20 protein-coding genes are annotated in these 19116 nt (G+C 67.3%); 14 read left to right on the forward strand and 6 right to left on the reverse strand.

Translation table 11 applies throughout. The features are described from left to right. Positions 1-463 precede the first annotated feature (463 nt). Together KO481_RS25495 and KO481_RS25500 are read left to right on the forward strand one after the other, a co-directional pair. Positions 464-823, forward strand: a complete 360-nt coding sequence (locus KO481_RS25495; protein ID WP_215920467.1) for a hypothetical protein — start codon at positions 464-466, stop codon at positions 821-823. Between the two features lie 131 nt (positions 824-954). After that, a complete protein-coding gene (locus tag KO481_RS25500) occupies positions 955-1698 on the forward strand; it encodes a response regulator transcription factor (protein WP_215920469.1) in 744 nt (247 codons plus the stop codon). A 15-nt stretch (positions 1699-1713) separates the two neighbouring features. On the opposite strand, the gene KO481_RS25505 is transcribed toward KO481_RS25500, so the two are convergent. Further along, positions 1714-2556, reverse strand: coding sequence for a LysR family transcriptional regulator (locus tag KO481_RS25505; RefSeq protein WP_215920471.1), 843 nt, complete (start codon positions 2554-2556; stop codon positions 1714-1716). A gap of 27 nt (positions 2557-2583) precedes the next feature. Between KO481_RS25505 and KO481_RS25510 the strand changes: the two genes are divergently transcribed. The 3 genes from KO481_RS25510 (at position 2584) to KO481_RS25520 (ending at position 4876) form a co-directional block, all read left to right on the forward strand. Beyond that, the gene (locus KO481_RS25510) at positions 2584-2943 is read left to right on the forward strand and encodes a hypothetical protein (RefSeq protein ID WP_215920473.1); all 360 of its coding nucleotides are present in this window, start codon (positions 2584-2586) and stop codon (positions 2941-2943) included. After that, positions 2940-3671: an SDR family NAD(P)-dependent oxidoreductase gene (locus KO481_RS25515; RefSeq protein WP_215920475.1), complete on the forward strand. Its 732-nt coding sequence runs from the start codon at positions 2940-2942 to the stop codon at positions 3669-3671. The genes KO481_RS25510 and KO481_RS25515 overlap by 4 nt, the downstream gene beginning before the upstream one ends. Positions 3672-4093: 422 nt before the next feature. Further along, the gene (locus KO481_RS25520; RefSeq protein WP_215920477.1) at positions 4094-4876 is read left to right on the forward strand and encodes an MFS transporter; all 783 of its coding nucleotides are present in this window, start codon (positions 4094-4096) and stop codon (positions 4874-4876) included. A gap of 162 nt (positions 4877-5038) precedes the next feature. Here the strand turns inward: KO481_RS25520 and KO481_RS25525 are convergent, their stop codons facing one another. After that, positions 5039-6361 carry a cryptochrome/photolyase family protein gene (locus KO481_RS25525; protein ID WP_215920479.1) on the reverse strand — a complete coding sequence of 441 codons (1323 nt, stop codon included), beginning with the start codon at positions 6359-6361 and terminating at the stop codon, positions 5039-5041. 220 nt (positions 6362-6581) lie between these two features. Here KO481_RS25525 and KO481_RS25530 point away from each other — a divergent pair, with 220 nt between their 5' ends. Continuing rightward, entirely contained in the window at positions 6582-7406 is an 825-nt protein-coding gene (locus tag KO481_RS25530; protein ID WP_215920488.1) for a MerR family transcriptional regulator, read from the forward strand. A 283-nt stretch (positions 7407-7689) separates the two neighbouring features. After that, positions 7690-8322 carry a lipocalin family protein gene (locus tag KO481_RS25535; RefSeq protein ID WP_245401525.1) on the forward strand — a complete coding sequence of 211 codons (633 nt, stop codon included), beginning with the start codon at positions 7690-7692 and terminating at the stop codon, positions 8320-8322. 34 nt (positions 8323-8356) lie between these two features. Here the strand turns inward: KO481_RS25535 and KO481_RS25540 are convergent, their stop codons facing one another. Together KO481_RS25540 and KO481_RS25545 are read right to left on the reverse strand one after the other, a co-directional pair. Further along, positions 8357-9724 (reverse strand): TIGR01777 family oxidoreductase, encoded by a 1368-nt coding sequence (locus tag KO481_RS25540; protein WP_215920490.1) that lies wholly within the window; start codon positions 9722-9724, stop codon positions 8357-8359. A gap of 259 nt (positions 9725-9983) precedes the next feature. Then, positions 9984-10739 carry a TetR/AcrR family transcriptional regulator gene (locus KO481_RS25545; RefSeq protein ID WP_215920492.1) on the reverse strand — a complete coding sequence of 252 codons (756 nt, stop codon included), beginning with the start codon at positions 10737-10739 and terminating at the stop codon, positions 9984-9986. Between the two features lie 102 nt (positions 10740-10841). Between KO481_RS25545 and KO481_RS25550 the strand changes: the two genes are divergently transcribed. Further along, positions 10842-11426, forward strand: a complete 585-nt coding sequence (locus KO481_RS25550) for a flavodoxin family protein (RefSeq protein WP_215920494.1) — start codon at positions 10842-10844, stop codon at positions 11424-11426. A 207-nt stretch (positions 11427-11633) separates the two neighbouring features. Then, on the forward strand, positions 11634-11933 hold the full coding sequence (locus KO481_RS25555) for a hypothetical protein (RefSeq protein ID WP_215920496.1): 300 nt from the start codon (positions 11634-11636) through the stop codon (positions 11931-11933). A gap of 18 nt (positions 11934-11951) precedes the next feature. Here the strand turns inward: KO481_RS25555 and KO481_RS25560 are convergent, their stop codons facing one another. Then, on the reverse strand, positions 11952-12626 hold the full coding sequence (locus KO481_RS25560) for a TetR/AcrR family transcriptional regulator (RefSeq protein WP_215920501.1): 675 nt from the start codon (positions 12624-12626) through the stop codon (positions 11952-11954). 138 nt (positions 12627-12764) lie between these two features. Here KO481_RS25560 and KO481_RS25565 point away from each other — a divergent pair, with 138 nt between their 5' ends. Continuing rightward, positions 12765-14180: an MFS transporter gene (locus KO481_RS25565; protein ID WP_215920503.1), complete on the forward strand. Its 1416-nt coding sequence runs from the start codon at positions 12765-12767 to the stop codon at positions 14178-14180. A 22-nt stretch (positions 14181-14202) separates the two neighbouring features. Beyond that, positions 14203-14880, forward strand: a complete 678-nt coding sequence (locus KO481_RS25570) for an SGNH/GDSL hydrolase family protein (protein WP_215921057.1) — start codon at positions 14203-14205, stop codon at positions 14878-14880. Between the two features lie 71 nt (positions 14881-14951). Here KO481_RS25570 and KO481_RS25575 read toward each other — a convergent pair whose 3' ends face one another. Further along, positions 14952-15587 (reverse strand): TetR/AcrR family transcriptional regulator, encoded by a 636-nt coding sequence (locus KO481_RS25575; protein WP_215920505.1) that lies wholly within the window; start codon positions 15585-15587, stop codon positions 14952-14954. Between the two features lie 87 nt (positions 15588-15674). On the opposite strand from KO481_RS25575, the gene KO481_RS25580 reads away from it, so the two are divergent. The 3 genes from KO481_RS25580 to KO481_RS43310 all read left to right on the forward strand — a co-directional run bounded on the left by KO481_RS25580 (position 15675) and on the right by KO481_RS43310 (position 19080). Beyond that, complete coding sequence (locus tag KO481_RS25580; RefSeq protein WP_215920506.1) at positions 15675-16721, forward strand: SDR family oxidoreductase; 1047 nt, start codon at positions 15675-15677, stop codon at positions 16719-16721. A 135-nt stretch (positions 16722-16856) separates the two neighbouring features. Beyond that, complete coding sequence (locus KO481_RS25585; RefSeq protein WP_215920508.1) at positions 16857-17411, forward strand: GNAT family N-acetyltransferase; 555 nt, start codon at positions 16857-16859, stop codon at positions 17409-17411. Positions 17412-18195: 784 nt separating this feature from the next. Further along, entirely contained in the window at positions 18196-19080 is an 885-nt protein-coding gene (locus tag KO481_RS43310) for a hypothetical protein (protein WP_245401526.1), read from the forward strand. Positions 19081-19116 lie beyond the last annotated feature (36 nt).

A 19116-nucleotide genomic window follows, 5' to 3' on the forward strand; every position in this document is an offset into this window, starting at 1 on the left:
GTCAACACAAGATGTTCGCTAATGTCCAGTGAACTCGGTTTCCGCTGGTACCAGCCGTATTAGGGCGAGACGCCCGACCGTATCGGTATGGCGGTGGCCGGACTGGATGGACCGAGACAGGTGAACAGCGCGCGAACAAACGTATCCGCAGGATTCCTGGGACGCACAGGCCGTGCCGTATGCCTAGCCTTCGCGATCGAAGAAGGTGTCGAGGAGTGCGTGTTCCGCGCCTCCTGGCGAAGCTGGTCGCGAATGGTTCGGTGGTGTATTTATCAATTGAATCAAAACTTCTCAAGAAGTTCTAAAGATTGCCAAGGAAATCAAGAATTATCCAGCCTTTCATAATTATTTATATTCGGGTTGACCCGGTCGGAATTGTGCACCTAATTTCGGAGGAGCGTCGCTTCGTGATGCCGACCCATCGCGGCGGCGGTTGAGGGACTATGGAGAGGCTGGACATCCTGTGGAGGAATTCGACAAGCGTGTACGCCGGAATCGCCGTATCGCACGGACGGTCCCCGAGGCCGAGCGGGCCGCTTCGCTCCAATCGGCGCAGGAGGTGCTGCGCCGCACGCGCCAGGACCGCGCCCAGCTCGAACAGGCGCGCCTGTTCCATGCCACCCTTCTGGATAACGCGGAGGAACTGCACGAGGAAATCCGGCTGCTGCAGGAGGAATTGCGGGAGATCCACCGAAATCTGAGCGGTCTGCGCCGTCGGTTTCCCAGTCTGGTGTCGGGGGCACCCCGGACCGTGGGCCGCCGGACGGTCGGTCTGGAGTCCGAGGACGCCCAGGCTCGGCAGCGAGGCAATGTCAGCGCCTGAGATTCGGTAGAGCGTGCCGATCGCTGCCGCCGACCCGGCAGTTGCGTTGTCGCCCAGATGGGCTGGTGCGTCGACAAGTCGCCGACGATTCGTTTAGCATCACGCTTTGCCAAGGGTCGGAAGGGTATGCGGTGCATGTGGTGTTGGTGGAAGACGATGAGGGTGTTGCCGGAGCCGTCATCGATGGGTTACGCGCACACGGATTTCCGCTCGTGGACCACTTCCGCGAGGGCTTGGATCTGCTGACCTTCTACCCCAAATACGACGTGGTGATCCTCGACCTGGGCCTGCCCGATGTGAGCGGGTATCTCGTACTGCGCCAGCTTCGCAAGGTCAGTTCCGTTCCGGTGGTGGTGCTCACGGCCGATAGCAACGAGTGTGCCGTGGTGTCCTGCCTGCGCGCCGGCGCGGACGACTTCGTGGTCAAACCGCCTCGCGTGAGCGAGCTGGCCGCCCGCCTGGAGGCGGTCACCAGACGCCGGAGCGGGGACGAACGGCCCCCGGCCGTCGTGGTCCTGGGGGATATCCGGGTGGATGTGGTCGCGCGGACCGTGGATGTGGCGGGCGAGCCGATTCAGTTGACCCAGAAGGAATTCGAGCTTGCGCGGGTGTTGGCCGAGAGGGCCGGCGCCGCGGTGAGCAGGGACCAGATCATGACGGAGATCTGGGGCGAGACGACGCCGTCGGTCTCTCGTTCGCTCGATGTTCATATGGGTGCCCTGCGGGCCAAGCTGAATCGTCCCGGCCGGATCGCCACGATTCACGGTTACGGCTACCGGTGGTCGCGCTCGGCCGATTCCGCGATGCTCGGTGGCGTGCACCCCGATAGGAATAGAGCCATCGGTGTTTCGAACCCGGTAAGGCCTTGGGGCTGAAGCAAACTGACCTGATCAGTGATCGCGATGAGCCAGCGCGGCGGCGACGAACGAGGCGACCAGTGGCCGGCGGTCGCGCTCGTTCCAGGCGAGTACGAGGCGGCTGGGTGGTGCGTCGGTCATCGGTACGCAGACCAGGCCCGGCGGCACGGGCTCGACCAGCGATCGGGGCAGCACCCCGATCATCCGGCCCACGGTGATCATGTGTAGCAACTGGACCACGTCCGCGACTTCGGGGCCGTCGCCGCTACCACCGGGGATCCCCTTCCACCGCGGCAGTGTCTCTCCGTCCAGATCGGACATGCGTGCCGACGCGTGGGCGGCCAACCGGTGTCCGGACGGGACGATGACCACTCGGTCCTCGGTGTGCAGCGTTTCGTGGGCCAGGCCCTCGAGGTCGTCGAAGGGCACGTAGAGCAGGCCGACGTCGGCCCGGCCGTAGCGCAGGAAGTCGGTGCGGTCGGTGGGGCCGCTGAACAGGATGTCGACGCGGCGCGCATCGGGCTGGTGGGAGTATTCGGCCAGCATCCCGGACAGCAGGCCGGCGTCGCCGCCGGGTTTGAGCACGAGTCGCAGATGGGCCTGGCTGTCGCCGGCGCGGCGGGTGTTGCGGATGGCCGCGCTGACCGCGTTGAGGGCATGTCGCCCGTGTTCCTGTAGTGCCTCACCGGCCGGGGTGAGCGCGACGTGCCGGCTGGAGCGGACGAACAGCGGGACTCCAAGGCGGGTCTCGATGCGCCGGATCGCCTTGGACAGCGCCGGCTGGGCGATCGAGAGCCGGACGGCGGCCCGGCCGAAGTGCAGTTCGTCGGCGACCGCGAGGAAGTATTCCAGTTCGCGGGTCTCCAGTTCACTCATGCCTGCAGGTTATCGCGGAAGATCGAAATGGTCTTGGACGCTTCCGCTGAAGACACGAAGAATGGCTGCATGATCACTCATACGATGATTGTTTCCTTCGATCAGCCCCTTCCGGATACCGACCTCGATCAGTATCTGAAAGATATCGAACAGGTGATGCGCGACACCGGTCTGGTGCAATCGTTCGCGGCTCGCCGCCACCTCGCCATCCCCGGCGAGGAGGCTATTGCGGCACTGATTGCGACCGCGGTCGTGCAGGTCGGCGTGGCGGACATAGACGCACTGGCGAAGGCCTTCGCCGCGCCCGATACGCACGAGGTGATCGATCGCTGGCAGGCGCGGTACCCGTACCACGTCGCCTGGGCCAACCACGAGCCGCTCGCATGAGGGCGGGACTGGTCACCGGTGCCGGCAGCGGGATCGGCCGCGCGGCGGCGCAGGCTTTCGCCCGCACCGGCGCGGCGGTGGCCGTGATCGACGTCGACGAGCGCTCGGCGGGCGAAACCGTGGAGCTGATCGAGAAGGACGGTGGCGTAGCCTTGGCCGTCGCCGCCGACATCGCCGACGAGGAATCGGTGCGCGCCGCCGTCGAGCGCACGGTCGCGACCTTCGGCAGCCTCGATTTTGCCGTGAACAACGCCGGAATGGCCTCGCACCACCGGCAGCTCGACCGGATGCCCCTGGCCGAGTTCGAGCGCGTGGTCCAGGTGAACCTGGCCGGGACCTTCCTGTGCATGAAATACGAACTGCCGCAGCTCGAACGCGGCGGCGCGATCGTCAACATCGCCTCCAACGGCGGCCTCTACGCGATCCCCACCGCCCCGGCCTACGTGGCCGCCAAGCACGGCATCGTCGGACTCACCAAGGTCGCCGCGGTCGACTACGCGCCGCAGGGAATCCGGGTCAACGCCGTCTGCCCGGGACCCACCCTGACCCCCGGACTCGAGCAGGTCGCGGCCGGCACCGACATGATCGCGCGCCAGGCCGCGATCACACCGCTGGGACGGCTGGCAACCCCGGAGGAAGCCGCCGCCGCGGCCGTCTGGCTGTGCTCGGATGCCGCGTCGTACATCACCGGCATCGCGCTGTCGGTCGACGGTGGGCGGCGGGCATGAGAACGACGAATGGGGGCCACCGCCCCCCGCCGTCGTTCCTTGCTCCCGACGATCTGGCCGCACACATGACAGGCGCGCATACCCAGCGCAGCTGAACACGCGCTGCCCCGAGCGCCGCGGCTGTGGAAGGCAGCCACCGCAGCCGTGACCCGTGAGAATGAAGGAATCCACAGGTGAGCACATCACAACCCGGCGTGAAAGCAGACGTAGCCGCGGGATCGGCGCCTGCCGTGCTGCGGAAGGCCCTGGTGATCGGGCTGGGCGTCATGGTATCGGCCATGGCACCTGTCCCTGTCGACGCTGGGTCTGCTGGGCAGTCTCACACCCGTCGGAATGCTGCTGGGCGCCTTACTGGTTGGGCAGTTCACCGATCGATACGGGCGACGACGGACCACGCTGGTCAGCCTGATGCTCGTCTCGCTGTGGCGCCACTGATCTTCGAACTCGCACCGGCGAAGCGAAAGAACCTGACCTCGGCGATCGTGCAATGCGGCGTGACGATAGGTTCATCGTTCGCCGCCGTGGTGACCAACGCGTTCCTGGATGGGCACGATTTCCGGCTGGAGTACCTCATCGGTGGTGGCGCAGGGCTGTTACTGCTGCCGACGACCTACCGCTGGCTGCCCGAATCGCCCGCGTACCAAGGGAATTCCGCCGCCGGGCGGAGCGCGTCCCGGGACGGTGGATTGGGTCTCGTGCTGCGACCGCCGTACGCGGGAACGACGATCCTGTTCTGCGGCATGGTGATCTGCTCGTTCCTGCTCGTCTTCGGGATGGATACCTGTCTGCCGCAGTTGATGCAGGCCGCGCACTATCCGCTGGGTTCCTCGCTGACCTTCCTCGCGCTGCTCAATGTCGGTGCCACCGTCGGTGGCCTGGCCATGGCCGTGCTCGCCGACCGGGTCGGATCGAACGGGCCCGTCCTCGCCGGTTTCTTCGTCGCGGCGGCGGCCGTCGTCGCATTGAGTATCAGGTCGTCGCCGGCGATTCTCTATCCCGTCGTGATGATCGGCGGCGCCGGTGTGCTCGGTGTGCAAGGACTGGTCAACGTCTACATCGCACGCTGGAACTTCACCCTCTTCGCACTGCCGGCGCTCGCGGGCGCGCTGCTCACCCTTGCTATGGGGGCACGAAAGTCGGTGCGGCGCAACAATACAACCGATTTCATGCGGTCGGCCGAGCAGCTGGCCGAACCGGCACAGTGAGAGAGACAGTCATGGACACGTACGACATCGCCGTCGACGAATCGGAATCATGTGCGATCCCTCTCGGTACGGCGGCCGGGGCCGTCTGTTCGGATGTCGCACAGGATTTCGGCGCACCCGCCCGGCCGGTCCGTCGCGGCCATACCGTGTTCCGGCCGCTCCTCACATGCCGTTGACCTCGACGATCGGCGGCGGGTAGTCCTGTGCCAGAGTCAGTGCCCGCCACGGCCGGTGGACGGCACCGCCGGGCAGATCGGCCAGTTCAGGAATCCAGCGGCGGACGTACACACCGTCGGGGTCGTGGCGTTCGGCCTGCCGGATCGGGTTGAGAATGCGGTGCGGGCGGGTGTCGGTGCCGGTGCCAGCGGCCCACTGCCAGTTGAGCTGGTTGTTGGCGATGTCGGCGTCGACCAGCCAGTGCAGGAAGTGGGCAGCACCGATCCGCCAGTCGACGTGCAGGGTCTTGGTGAGGAAGCTCGCGGCGATCAGCCGGGCCCGGCCCGGCATCCAGCCCTGGGCGAGCAGTTGCCGCATCGCGGCGTCGATCACGGGAAACCCGGTGCTGCCCGCCCGCCAGGCATCGGCCGCATGTGGGTCGAAGCGTGGCGGAGCCGGTGGTGGCCGGTAGTCGGTCCAGGCGAGTTCGGTTCGCGCGGCGAGTAATTGGTGGTGGAAGTCGCGCCAGGCCAGCTGCCGGGCGAAGGCATTGCCGCCGGTTGTGGACAGATCGGTGCGGTGCACCAGTTCGGCGGCCGACAGGCAGCCGAAGTGCAGGTAGGGCGACAGCCCGGAGGTGGCGTCGGTGGCCAGTTCGTCACTGTGCGCACCGTATTGCTCGACGGGACCGGACAGCCAGGCGCGCAGCAATTCCCGGCCGGTCGTCTCGCCACCGACGGCCAGCAGGGGCGAACCGTGTTCCGGGCACAGCTCCGCCGCGGCCGGTATCCGGCCCGGATCCAGCTCCGGTGCCGGCAGCGAATCCGGGGCCGGGTAGGCCGTCCGGATCGGTGTCTGTAGCCAGCGCCGGAAATATGGTGTGAACACCGCGAAATGGGCGGTGCCGGACGACGGCCGGAGCGCGCCGGGCGGCACCGCGGTCACCGAGTCGTGTTCGTACAGCGGGATGCCGTGCGCGTCGAGGCGTGCGCGCAGGCGCCGCGCTCGCCGGGTGCAGTAGCGGCTGACATCCGTGGCGATGTGCACGCCGCCGGCCCGTACCTGGGTGGCCACCCGCTCCACCTCGGTAGTGACGTCGCCGCGCCGCACGATCAGCCGCGTGCCCCGGGCGCGCAACTCCTGGTCCAGTTCGGTCAGCGCCGTGATGAGGAACCGGATGCGATTGGGAGAGAGCGGTGCCCTGCCGAGGATCGCCTCGTCCAGCACGAACAGCGGCACCACCTGGCCGGCGGCCCGGTGGGCGGCCCACAGGACCGGATTGTCGTGCACTCGCAGGTCCCGGGTGAACACCGCGACAGCGATACTCATGGGGCCCGCCCCGCGAGGGTGGCGATGCGAATCATGGAACTCCTTACCGTGAGGTATCCGGCGCCGGAACGGGGACAGGTTTCGAAGGAATCGCATCTCCACCCTAGACGCTATTTCGATGCATAATCGATTCAAACGGACGGGAGGTCCCGGAATGCGGCTGAATGCGATCGTCCGGCTGCCGTCGGCCCGCCGGCCGGGCGATCGGCACAATAAGGTCATGTCCGTCGGATCCGAGGTCGCGGTCGGCTATCCCGTTCGCGCGGTAGCCGAGCGTCTCGGCGTGCCCGTGGCCACGTTGCGCAGCTGGAACCAGCGGTATCGGCTGGGTCCGAGCCACCACGAGCCCGGCCGACACCGCCTGTACACCGCTGCCGACATCGCGGTGCTGGAGCGGGTGGTCGCGCTGGTCCGCTCTGGCGTGAGCCCGTCGAGCGCGGTCGCCGCGATCCGGGTGCCGGTTCCGGAAGTGGGCGACTACTCGGCGCTGCTGGATGCCGCGTTCGCCCTCGACGGTGCCCGCGTCGGCGAACTGCTGGCCGGCTACCTGGACCGCCACGGCGTGGTCGGATTCTGGGATGAGCTGTGCCGTCCGGCATTCGACAATATCGTGCATGCCCAGCAGGAGCGGGGCGGCTGCGTCGACGTCGAGCATCTGCTGTCCTGGTGTGTGACCGCCGCACTGCAGGCGATCCCCGCCCCGCGCGCCGAATCGACAATCGTGCTGGCCTGCACCGGCGGCGAAGCGCACGTGCTACCGCTGGCTGCGCTGCGCGCCGCACTGGCCGAGCGTGGCCGCGCGGCCACGATGCTGGGAGCGAACGTGCCCACCAGCGCACTCGTCGACGCCACCGCCCGGACTTCGGCCGCCACGGTCGTGCTGTGGTCGCAGCAGGAGTCCACCGCACTGGCCTCGGCGGTGACCGCATGCGCCGGCACCGGCGCGGAGGTGTACGTCGCGGGACCAGGCTGGGCATCGATACGTCTGCCTGGCGACGTCGTCGCCCTGGCCGGTCTGACCGGCGCCCTGGACGCGCTCGGCTGATCGCCGCGGGCACCGCTCGCGTGGATTCGGGACGCCGGGCGTCCCGAACTTCTCACCGAACCGCACGGCACCGCTGATGCGGGTCCCTGGCATCACCTGACACGGACAATTAAACGATGCATAATCGATGCATCACGGTCGAGTGGCTGTCCGGCTCCGAGGAGATGAACGGGCACGCGAGCACACGGCGGCGCCACATCACTATCGCGTCGTTGCGCATCCGAGTCGGTACGGGAACCGGACAGTCGACAAGGCCGACGAAACGGCCGGGACAGGAGTGGACATGAACGTCCGACAGCTACGGAACGTGATCCGGACGGTGATGGTGACCGCCGCCGCGCTCGCCGCCACCTCAGCCGCCATCACGGCGGCCGCGGCCGATCCGCTTCTCGGCGCGCCACCGTCGCCGGTGCCGGCGCTGGATCTGACGCGATATCTGGGAACGTGGGATCAGCTGGCTGCTGTTCCTCAGCCCTACGAGCTGGCATGTGCCCGTGATACGCAGGCCCGGTACACCCTCGACCCGGCCGGGAATGTGCGCGTGGACAATACGTGCACCACCTGGTCCGGCACCCCGAACCGGATCACCGGCACCGCAACGGTCACCGACCCCGATACCGGAGCGCAGCTGCACGTGAGCTTTCCCGGCGTGCCGACCCAGGACCAACTCGACGGCCCGCCCAACTACATCGTCACCGCGCTCGACACCGACTATGCCTGGGCCGTCGTCACCGACCCCTACCGGCTGTCGGGGTTCGTACTGTCCCGCACCGCGGAACTGTCTGCCGCGCAATGGGATCGAATCCGTTCCGGCATCATCGCCGCCGGTATGAACCCGTGCTTATACCTGACCTCACCCACCACCGGGGGAATCGACACCATCGAACCGCTGTGCACCCTGCGACCTGCCACGTGAGCCGCCGGGACCTGGTTCCGGCGGGCCCGCGGCCTTACCCATCGCCCGTGCCACCACCCGCGCGACCGAGTACATGACGTAGACAGGAGTCCAGATCCGAGTGGCGAAACCGGTATCCGGCCGCGATGAGGCGAGCGGGGGCCACCCGTTGACTGGCCGCCGCCAGCTCCCGGGCGCCCTGCTCACCCAGCAACACCGCAGGACCCCAGCGCGGTACCGGCAGCAGCGCGGGCCGGCGCGACACCCGCGCCAACGCCGCGGTGTAGTCGATGTTGCGCACCGGATTCGGGGCCACCGCGTTCACCACCCCCGACAGCTCCGGATCCCATAGCGCCCGGTGATAGATCTCGACCAGGTCGTCGATACCGATCCACGACAACCATTGCCGGCCGTCGCCGATCCGGCCGCCGAGCCCAGCGGCGAACAGCGGACGCAACAACCGAAGCGTGCCGCCACGCGGGGATTGCACGATACCCGTGCGGATCCGTACCACACGCGTACCCGACTGTGCCGCGGGCCGGGCCGCGTCCTCCCAGCGCTCCACCAGCTCGGCCAGGAAACCCGGCCCGCGCGAAGAAGTCTCGTCCAACAGTTCGTCACCGTGATCAGGTCCGTAGTAGCCGATGGCCGAGGCCGTGACGAACGTCGGCACCCCGGCCGCGGCAGCACGGTCGGCGAGAGCTCCGGTGGGGCCGACCCGGCTGTCGGCGAGAGCGCGGCGGTGCGCGGCGGTGAACCGGCCCGCGATCGAAGCGCCCGCCAAATGCACCACGGCGTCGACACCGTCGAACAGATCGGCCGCAGGCGCCGCGACGTCCCATTCTCGCTCGTCCGCACTGCAGGCCGGGCGGCGGACCAGCCGGATCACGGTGTGCCCGCCGGTGGTCAGAAACGCGGATAACGCCGATCCGACCAGGCCCGACGAGCCGGTCATCGCGACCACCGTCGGCCGGAAGCCCTGGGCGTTCGCGCGGTGATGCGCGGCGAGGTCATCGGCGAGCTGCCGGTAGCGGTAGTCGAACATCGGCCGCAGCAGTCGCGCAGGGACAGGCGTGGTAACCGTATCCGCGACCCGGGTGCGGCCGTGGTCGGCCGCCTCGAACTCGTGGATGTGCCGCCATGGCACCAGTCGTCCCACCGGTGCGGACGTAAGTCCTTCGACCGCGGTCTCATCGGCAAAAGACCGTGGTGGATCGTAGGCTGCCGGCACGTGCCGGGCCACCCACCGCAGCCCGCCTGGTAACCGCAGAACCGCGCAACCGTCACACAGGGAATCGGCCTCGGCCACGATCGTCACCGGATGCCACGGAGGCACCAATCTGGCCAGCGCCCCCGGGCGGGAGAACCACTCGAAGACCTCGTCACGCGATTGGGCCACCACACTCGAACACTCGATGCCCATCACCCGACTGTAACCCCTCCACCGATAGGCTTGACCAGTGCCGATGCATCAGCGCGGCCCCTTTCTGGCGTATTCGGATCCCACCCCATGCTGGCGAACAGTTCCCGGTTCGCGGCGCGGGCCGTGTCCATGCTCCCGCCGGAACGCCAGCCATCGGCTGTGGTGGGTCGCGCAATACGGGTGGCGGCCGACCGCGTGCTGAGCGGCACGTTCGGCGGCATCGGGCAGATCCGGTTGGCCGGGCCAGGCTCGATGCCGTTCAGGGACGCCCGCGTTCCCCGAGCCTCGTGAGCCACTCACGCAGAAGACCGGCCTCGGCCGGACTGAACAGCTCTCGCGTCAGCGGGTCGGCGCCACCCTGGGGCGAAAGGACCGCGAGCAGGGCATCCGCGCGCGCCGACGTGATCACCTCGGGATCGTTCCCCGGCGTCGGTTCGGTGGTCACCGAGTCGAGCACCGCGTCCCGAAGCGGCTTGATCAGCTGTGGATCGCGCAGCGATTCGGGTTGTGCCAGCAGCAGCAGGACCGCACCCGTGGTGGAGGCTTCGATGGCGCGCGTCGCCGCCTCCACGGGAACCCGGAGACGTCCCTGGGTGTTCGCGCGTTCGAGCATGTGCCGCAGGATGTCTGCGTTCTCCTGGGCGGCCGCCGGTCGCCGCCCGGGTCGCACGTTGCCGTACATGAGCGCGTAGATCGCCGGGTTCGTGAGCCCGAACTCGACATGAATGTCCCACCCTCGGCGGAGGTCGTCGACGGCGTTTTCGCTCGGCTCGAACGCTCGCTTCTCGGCCAGGTAGGTCTCGAACCCGAAACTGGCGATGCTGTCGAGCAATCCGTCCTTGTCCTGGAAAAGGCGGTACAGCGTCGGGGTTTGCACCCCGGCTGCCGCCGCGACCGCACGCGTGGAGATGCCGGTTGGGCCGACCTCGGCCAGCAGTTTCACCGCGGCTTCGAGGATGCGCTCCCGCTGGTCGTCCCTGCCGCCTGCCGTTGTTCGCTCGAGGTCGCCTGCCATATGCCGATGGTAACAGAAATTCATTGACGTTGACATTGACGATGTCACGCCAATACAGTTGCCACTGTTAACAACAGTGCTCACAACGAGAACGGAACTTGCATGAACCCCATCACCGTCGCGATCGCCTACTTCTCCGGCTACGGGCACACCCTCGCGCTGGCCACCGCCGTCCGAGACGGCGTCGAGTCCGTCGCCGACGCCGACGCCGCAATGGTGAACGTGGCCTTCCCGGCAGAGACCGACTGGGAGACGCTCGACGCGGCCGACGCAATCATCTTCGGCACCCCCACCTACATGGGAACCGCATCCAGCGCGTTCCACGTCTTCGCCGAAGCGACCTCGAGCCGCTGGTCGAGGCAGGCCTGGAAGGACAAGCTCGCCGCTGGATTCACCAACTCGGGATCCATGAGCGGCGACAAGCTGCACACCCTGCAGTACCTGTCCCTGCTCGCGGCCCAGCATGGAATGCATTGGATCAGCCTCGGCCTGATGCCCGGCTGGAACACGACAACCAGCAGCCAAGACGACCACAACCGGCTCGGCTTCTACCTGGGCGCAGGCGCGCAAACCTGGAACGACCAGGGCCCCGAGGCGGTCCACGCAGCCGATCTCGCCACAGCGCGATACCTCGGCACACGGGTCGCCACCCAAGCCCGCGTCTACCGCGGCGCAGTCCTGGCCTGACGCGTACCACTGGGTGTAGCGCGCCCGGACCTCGTCACCTCGGCTACCGCGCTTCATGCGGCCGGACGCTGGACGCGATGGCCGAACGGGCGGGCAGGGGCGCGTTGTTGTCACGAGGAGATCAGGCCGTGCGTCCTGCCCACCAGAGGCCCCGGCGACCGGACATCCCTGGCCAGGACTGCTATCCACCCGCTGGATCCCACCTCGGTGCTCATTGCCGGACGTATCGGTGAGTGGACGTTCATCTACGACGATCTGGGCGAGACCCGCTGCCTGTGGCACCTCGAGCAGCGCCCACCGGTCCACACGACCGCGGCCCTGTCCGCCCCGGGGAAGGTCGCGGCCACCGGCAGCGTCGCGATGACCGGGCACGTGGGTTTCGCCTACGCGGTCGACGGGCAACTCCTGGTGTTCCACACAATGCGGATGATCTGTGCCCTTGCCGGGCTGCCCCGCACCCTGGACGAGCTTCGCGACGTTCCGCTGGTGATCGCGCCGTACGAGTAGTGGCTGGAGGACTGGGGGTCAGCCGCGAGGACCAGCTCGGTGAGTTCGTGGCGGGATGCCGGAATCGGTACCCGCACCGAGCAATCCGTTGACCACATGCCGCGCCATGCTCACGCTGTCGTCGTCGCCGAGGCGCAGTGCCAGATTGACGGCATTCAGCACGGCGGCGACTTGGAAGGCGGCCTCCTCGGGATTGAGGGGCGCGATCTCGCGGGCCGCGGCGGCCAGCCGGAACTGCGTCGCGAGAATCGCGACCCAGTCCCGCTGTTGCTGCCGCAGCGCATCCCGGACCGGCCCGGGCCGGCTGTCGAAGATCGGCAGGTTCGCGCCCCAGAAGCAACCGCCGGGGAACAGCGGCCGCGCGGCATAGTCGATCCATCCGTCGACGAGGGCGCGGATGCGTGCGACGCCCGCAGCACAGTCCCGGGCGGGCCGCACAACCGCGTCGACGAAGGCCTCCTGGGCCGCTTCCACCGTCGCGAGCTGCAGCGTCTCCTTGGTCCGGAACAGGGTCTGAATACCGGCCTTGCTGACGCCGAGATCCTCGGCGAGACGCCCGAAGCTGAGGCCGTCGAGTCCGTCCAGCGACGCGATCTCGACCGCGCGCCGGGTCACCGCACGCCGGGACCGCGCCCCGCGCTGTAGCCGTCGATCGGTGCTTTCCTCGGCCGTCTCATGCCCGGATATGACCATACAGTCGATCGTATGTTGCTGATCTCCTGCGCGCGAGGTTGCAATATAAATACGTGCGACCGTATTCTTTTTGGTGCCGGTGGAGCTCGGTGCGTTGCCGAGATCGATGCCGATGAGAAGGGACGCCTGATGGATGGCATGACTACCACTTCGACCACGGACAGGACGGCGGCACCGCGACCGGTCCGTGATCGTTCGACGGCGATCGTGTGGGTCCTGTGCTCGGCCGCGTTCATGGCGATGCTGGACGTATTCGTCGTGAACGTCGCGTTCACGAAGATCGGTGAGTCCTACCGGGGTTCCTCGCTGGCCGATGTGAGCTGGGTCCTCAACGGATATGCGATCGTCTACGCGGCACTGCTGATCCCGGCGGGGCGCTTCTCGGATCGGTTCGGGCGCAAGGCCGGATTCCTGGTCGGGCTGGGCATTTTCACGCTGGCGAGCCTGGCCTGCGCGGCGGCTCCGTCGCTGTGGGGGCTGGTGGCGTTCCGTGTGCTGCAGGCGGTCGGCGCCGCCGCTCTGACCCCGGCCAGCCTGGGGTTGCTGCTCACCGTGCTGCCCGCGGCACGGGTGCCGGGCGCGGTGAAGATTTGGGCGACAACGAGTTCCGCCGCCGCGGCGTTCGGTCCGGTGGTCGGCGGCGCACTGGTCGAGGCGTCCTGGCGCTGGGTGTTCCTGATCAATCTGCCGGTGGGCGTGGTGGCCGGGGTCGCGGCCGTGCGGCTGGTGCCGAATCTGCGGCAGCAGGTGCAGGCGCGGGTGCCCGACCTGCTCGGAATCGTGTTGCTGATCGTGGCGATCGGAGCGTTGTCGCTGGGCCTGGTGAAGAGCAGCGAATGGTCGTGGTCCGGTGCCGCGACACTCGGGGCGCTGGTCGTCGCGGTGGTCGCCGTGGTCCTATTCGTGGCACGGATGATGCGGCATCCGAATCCGGTGGTGTCGCCGGCCCTGTTTCGGGTGCCGACGTTCATGTGGGCCAATGCCACCGTGCTGGCGTTCTGCGCCGCGTTCGGGGCGTGGTTCCTGAGTATTGCCCTGTGGTTGGAGAACGCGGCCCACTACAACACCCTCGAGACCGGGCTCGCCATCGTCCCGGGACCCATCCTGGTACCGATCTTCGCCGTGGTCGGCGAGCGACTGATCAAACGAGTGCCGGTGGGAGTCGTTGTGGCCCTGGGGGATCTGTTGTTCGCCAGCGGCGTGCTGCTGGTGCTGGCCACTGCGTCCACGCCCGTGCGGTACGCCACCGAGGTACTGCCGGGGTGGGCGATTTCCGGCATCGGCATCGGCCTCGCGCTGCCGAGCATGATCGCCTCCGCGGCCGTCGATCTGCCGGCGGACCAGTCCGCTACCGGCAGTGCCGTGGTGAACACCGCCCGCCAGCTGGGCTATGTGCTGGGCGTCGCCGTCCTGATCGCCGTCCTCGGGTCGCTCGATGTCGCGGCCGACCGGATGCTGAGCGCGTTCCGGCACGGCTGGTTGTTCGTCGCTGTCGTTGCCGTAGTCAGTGCGGCAACAGCATTCGGCATCACCTCGCGTAATCGTCAGTCGTAGCCGGAAATTCAGGTAGGTGACCATGCCGACATCGGCAATGACCGAACAGTCCGATCCCTTCTGCTTATCCGAGATGACCGCCGCAGCATTGCTGTTCGACGCTCCGTGGCTACGCTTCGGCGTGATCGGCGACAGCCTGTCGGCCGGCGTCGGCGACCCCACACCTGGCTACACGAACAAGGGCTGGGCCGATCGGGTCGCAGCTGTACTGACGCGGGCGTGCCCCGGTGCCCAGTACCTCAACACCTCGGAAATCGGGGTGACCACGGCGGGAACCATTGCCGGCCAACTCGACCGTATGGTCGAGTTCGGCCCGGACCTCCTGCATCTGCCGTGCGGTCCGAACGATATTGTGCGCCGCAATCCAGATTTCTACGAGATCGAACGAACAATGCGGCACATGTACGACCGCGCGGCCGGCACCGGCGCCCTGCTGACGACGTTCACGCTGGGCAGGGCATATGTCGTCCCGTCATTTCCGGACTGGCACAACCGAACCCGGACCATGAACGACATCACCCGCCGCCTGGCCGCCGAATACGGGGCCGTGGTCGTCGACATGTGGAATCACCCGCTCAACGACCGGGACAACCTCCTGAGCAAGGATCGAATCCATTTCTCGACATCGGGTCAAGCGGTCATGGCAACCGAGGTCGTCCAGCAACTGGCGCACGTACTCTCCAGCCGGACAGGCGAATAGCTCTGGGTACCCGAGTCGGCGCGAGGCTCTGAGCGCATGTGCCGCTTCCGATCGTCGCGGTGAACAGAGGCTCAGTCGCGGTCGGTTGTGACGAGGGCGGCCAGCATGTGGGTGACGCGGGCGGCGAGTTCGGGGGTGTCGATGCCCATGTGGGCGGCGCGCTCGCCGAGTTTGCCGTCGAGGATCAGTGAGGCCAGGCCGTGGGCGAGGCTCCAATAGGTGAGGGCCAGGGTTTCCGCGTTCTCGGCGGGGACTATCCCGGCTCGGACGGCGTCGGCGATGGCTTGTTCCAGGACGGCGAAGGCGGCGTCGCCGGCGTCGCCGGCGTCGCCGGCGACGGTGTGCTCGGCGTGTTTGCCGGACTCGACCAGTTCGGGGCGGAACATCAGGCGGAAGTAGGACGGATTGGTGACGGCGAACTGCACGTAGCTGTCGACCATGGCGGACAGTGCGGCGGCCGGATCGGCGGCGGCGCGCGCGGTGAGCAGTTCGTCGCGCAGTAACTCGAAGCCGCGCGCCCGGAGTGCCGCCAGCAGTGCGGCCCGGTCGGCGAAGTGGTGATACGGCGCACCGGGGCTCACCCCGGCTTCGCGTGCGACTCGGCGCAGGCTGACCGCTGCCAGCCCTTCGGCGTCGATGAGCCGCAGGGATACCCGCAGCAACTCCTCGCGGAGGTCGCCGTGGTGGTAGCGGTCCTTGGTCGGCATGCGACGAGGGTACGGGGTTGACACTGCCGACTCCTCTCATCTATACAGTGATTACATTCTAAACACTGCTCAAATTGGAGTGCGGCAATGTCCGATCTCGTTCTAGTCACCGGCGCCTCCGGCTATCTCGCTGGGCACGTCATCACCGAACTGATCAACAACGGCTATCGCGTGCGTGGGACGGTGCGCTCGTCCGGTCGCGCCCGGATGCTCGACCACCTGCCGAACACAGTCGAACTCGTCGAGGCCGACCTGAGCTCGGATCGAGGCTGGGACGCGGCGTTGGCCGGGTGCCGATTCGTCGCGCACACCGCCTCTCCCTTCCCGGTCGGCGTTCCCGAGGACGAGAACGAGCTCGTGCGGCCCGCCGTGGACGGCACCGGACGGGTGCTGCGCGCGGCAGCGGCCGCGGGTGTCGAGCGCGTCGTGCTCACCTCGTCCTGCGCCGCGATCTCCGGCGGCGACTCCCGCGGACGCCTACTCACCGAACAGGATTGGGCCGATCCGGAGAGTATCGAGGCCTACTTCAAGAGCAAGACCCTCGCCGAGCGTGCCGCGTGGGACTTCACCGCAGAGCATCCGGAACTCGAGCTGGCCGTGGTCAATCCGGCCATGATCATCGGACCGATCCAACATGCCGGCGAGCCCGGCACCTCCGTCGCCGGCATCCGTGCCCTGCTGGCCGGAGGGATGCCCGGCGTGCCGCGACTGGCGTTCGCCACCGTGGATGTTCGAGACGCGGCCGTCGCGCACCGGCTGGCATTGACAACGCCGGGGGCGGCGGGCAACCGCTACATCCTTGCCCGCGAACAGCTTTCGCTTCCGGACATGGCCCGGATCCTCGCCACCCGGTATCGAATCACCACCCGCGTGCTCCCCGACTTTCTGGTGCGCCTCGCCGCCCGCTTCGACGCGAACGCCCGTGCCGCCACCCACTATCTCGGCCGCACGGAACACGTCTCGGCGGCCAAGGCCCGCAGCGAACTCGGCTGGACCCAGCGCCCTGTGGAGCAGACTCTGTTCGACACGGCCGAAAGCCTCATACGATTCGGGTTGGTCGCAGATCCGGGCAGGCCGAAACGCGCACCGGCCGTGGGCAACAGCGCCACTTCCGCCGGAATCCGCACCACCTGAACCGAATCGGCTGCCGCAATCCAGATCCGCGTCGGCGACATGATGGCCGAGGCCGGGGGAGACGCCGCCTGACCGAAGCTGGTTCAACCGATATTCCGATGCGACCTCCGAAGGTCGTATGGGAGGGTGGCCCACATGTCTCACGATCCGGTGGCCTCGAACGACAATCGCCCGCTTCCGCAGGTGCGGATAGTGCACCTGAACCGTGCGACGTTCGAGGCTCTCGCCGGTGGTGACCTCGCTGCGGCGAATGCGGCGAGCCCGGTGCCGCTGACTGCGGTCTTTGCGGGTCCGGATTCTCGGCGGCTGTGGCAGATGCGTTGTGCGCAGGTCGAGAAGGATCCGGTCAGTGCGGGGTGGGTCACCGGCGTCATCTGGGACGAACAAGAGCGACTTGCCGTGGGCCGGGCGGGTTTTCACGGGCTTCCCGACGCCTCTGGGATGGTTGAAATCGGCTATGCCGTCGACCCGGAATACCGACGTCGCGGCTATGCCCGTGCGGCGCTGGAGTATTTGCTGCGCCGCGCCGACCGCGAGCCGCAGGTGCAGACGGTTCGAGTCACCATCAGCCCCGAGAATCTCGCCTCGTATACGCTGGCATCGCAGTACGGATTCGTCGAGGTGGGGGAGCAATGGGACGAGGAAGACGGCCTGGAGATCATCTACGAGGTCGCGGCAGCAGAGGTGTAGGCCTGCCGGGAAACGTGGAGGGGATGAGGTCTCTTCGCCCCCTTCTCATTCTGCGTCAGCCGATCGGCGATCGTCGAATTGCCTTCCGGGTGAATAGGATGCGGCCGTGACGTACCCGCCGCGCGGTCCGGTCCCTGGGCTGCCACCAGCCCCCGCGCATATGCCGGACCAGGCGGTTCCCGGGCAGCCGGCCGCCCGCATGGAATTCCGCACCACCGCCCGGGCAGTTCCAGTACCCCACGCCGTACCCGCAACCTCCTGCGCCGCAACGGAAGCCTCGGACGGCGCTGATCGTGACGTGCATCGCCGTGGTGGTGTTGCTTCTCGCCGGAGGAGGCGGCGTCGGCTATTACTACCTGAAGAAGGACGACGAGAAGACCAAGTACGGCCTCACCGCTGAACATCGGTGCGGAGATCGAGCAGGACCCGGCCGAGGATGCACGAAACCTCCGCGCAGGCACCGGCATATACATCGGGGAGCTGGTCGACAATGGCAACACGATCTACCGAATCCCCGCCAACGGCGCCGAAGCGGGGTTCGAATACCTGAATGTCGAATCAGGACTGCACCTTTCCACGACGCACCTCGCCGACACCGCAGCGGTGAAGACATTCATGACCCGTGCCGCCCTTTGAGGCTCGTTGCCGCAGCTCTGAGCCAGATCTACTGCGGCGCACTGCATGCGAGGGGCAGTCTCGAGGTCACTACTGGAATGATGTCCGGACCGGCGGGGTCGATGTGCAGTGCTGCGGATGTCTCGGCAACGTCGGTAGGCTGGCGGGCATGGAAAGTCCTGACTCTCCGCTGACCTACGACGAAGCGTTGCGAAAGGCGCGCGGTCAGGCGCGGGATCCGGACAACCTGATCCACTATCGCCACGAGGGGCTCGAAAATGCCCGCTATGGACGAGGTTTCGCCTTCGCGGAGACGATCCGAACCGATGGCGGCGACATCGACGCCTATGTCCTGGTGACCGCGACCGCTTACAACTTCGGGATACTGTGGGAAGGCACGCCGACCATAGATGCGGCGATCGCCGAACATCTAGCTCAGGCCGAACATGTCAACAGGCATATCCCCGACAGCGAACTCTCGGTGCTGCATCAAGTAGCGCTCGAGGCCTTCGACACCGGTCTCGCGCGTATCGACGAGTTCCCCTTGCGCCGGGCGCTCAACGCCGAGCAAGCCGATTTCGCCGAGTTCATTCTGCTGGTCCTGCGGCGCAACCGCACAGAGGGAGACAATGGCCGCAGAATTCTCGCCCGTCACGATTTCCTGTTGGAGGGTCGGACCCCCGGTCGTCGATACACCCAACCCTGCCCCCGCTGCGGGCAGCCGACGACCTACCAGGAACGTTATCCCCTCATCGTGTGCGATCAGTGCCAGCGCCGCGCAACCGACCATACGGGACGCGGCGTCACCGGATTCAACATCGACATGAGCGGCGGAATGATCGCCTACTACAGCGACACGGTCGATGCCGCCGACGGCTCCCGCAAAGAAGAATGCGTCGAGGTCACCCGGACCGGTGAGTGTCTTATCGACGGACAACCAGCGATCATGCAGGAGGCGCGCTTCGGCGGGATCCTCGTCCAAATGGCCCATCCGCCGGAGCCCCCGGCACGGCAGAGCCGCGTACGTCGCCTTCTGCGCTGGTCGCGCCGGTAGCAGGATCGCGAGTGCGACGAGGCGAAATTGGCTGCC

It is taken from the genome of Nocardia albiluteola (genome assembly GCF_018860155.1).
GTDB lineage: Bacteria > Actinomycetota > Actinomycetes > Mycobacteriales > Mycobacteriaceae > Nocardia > Nocardia albiluteola.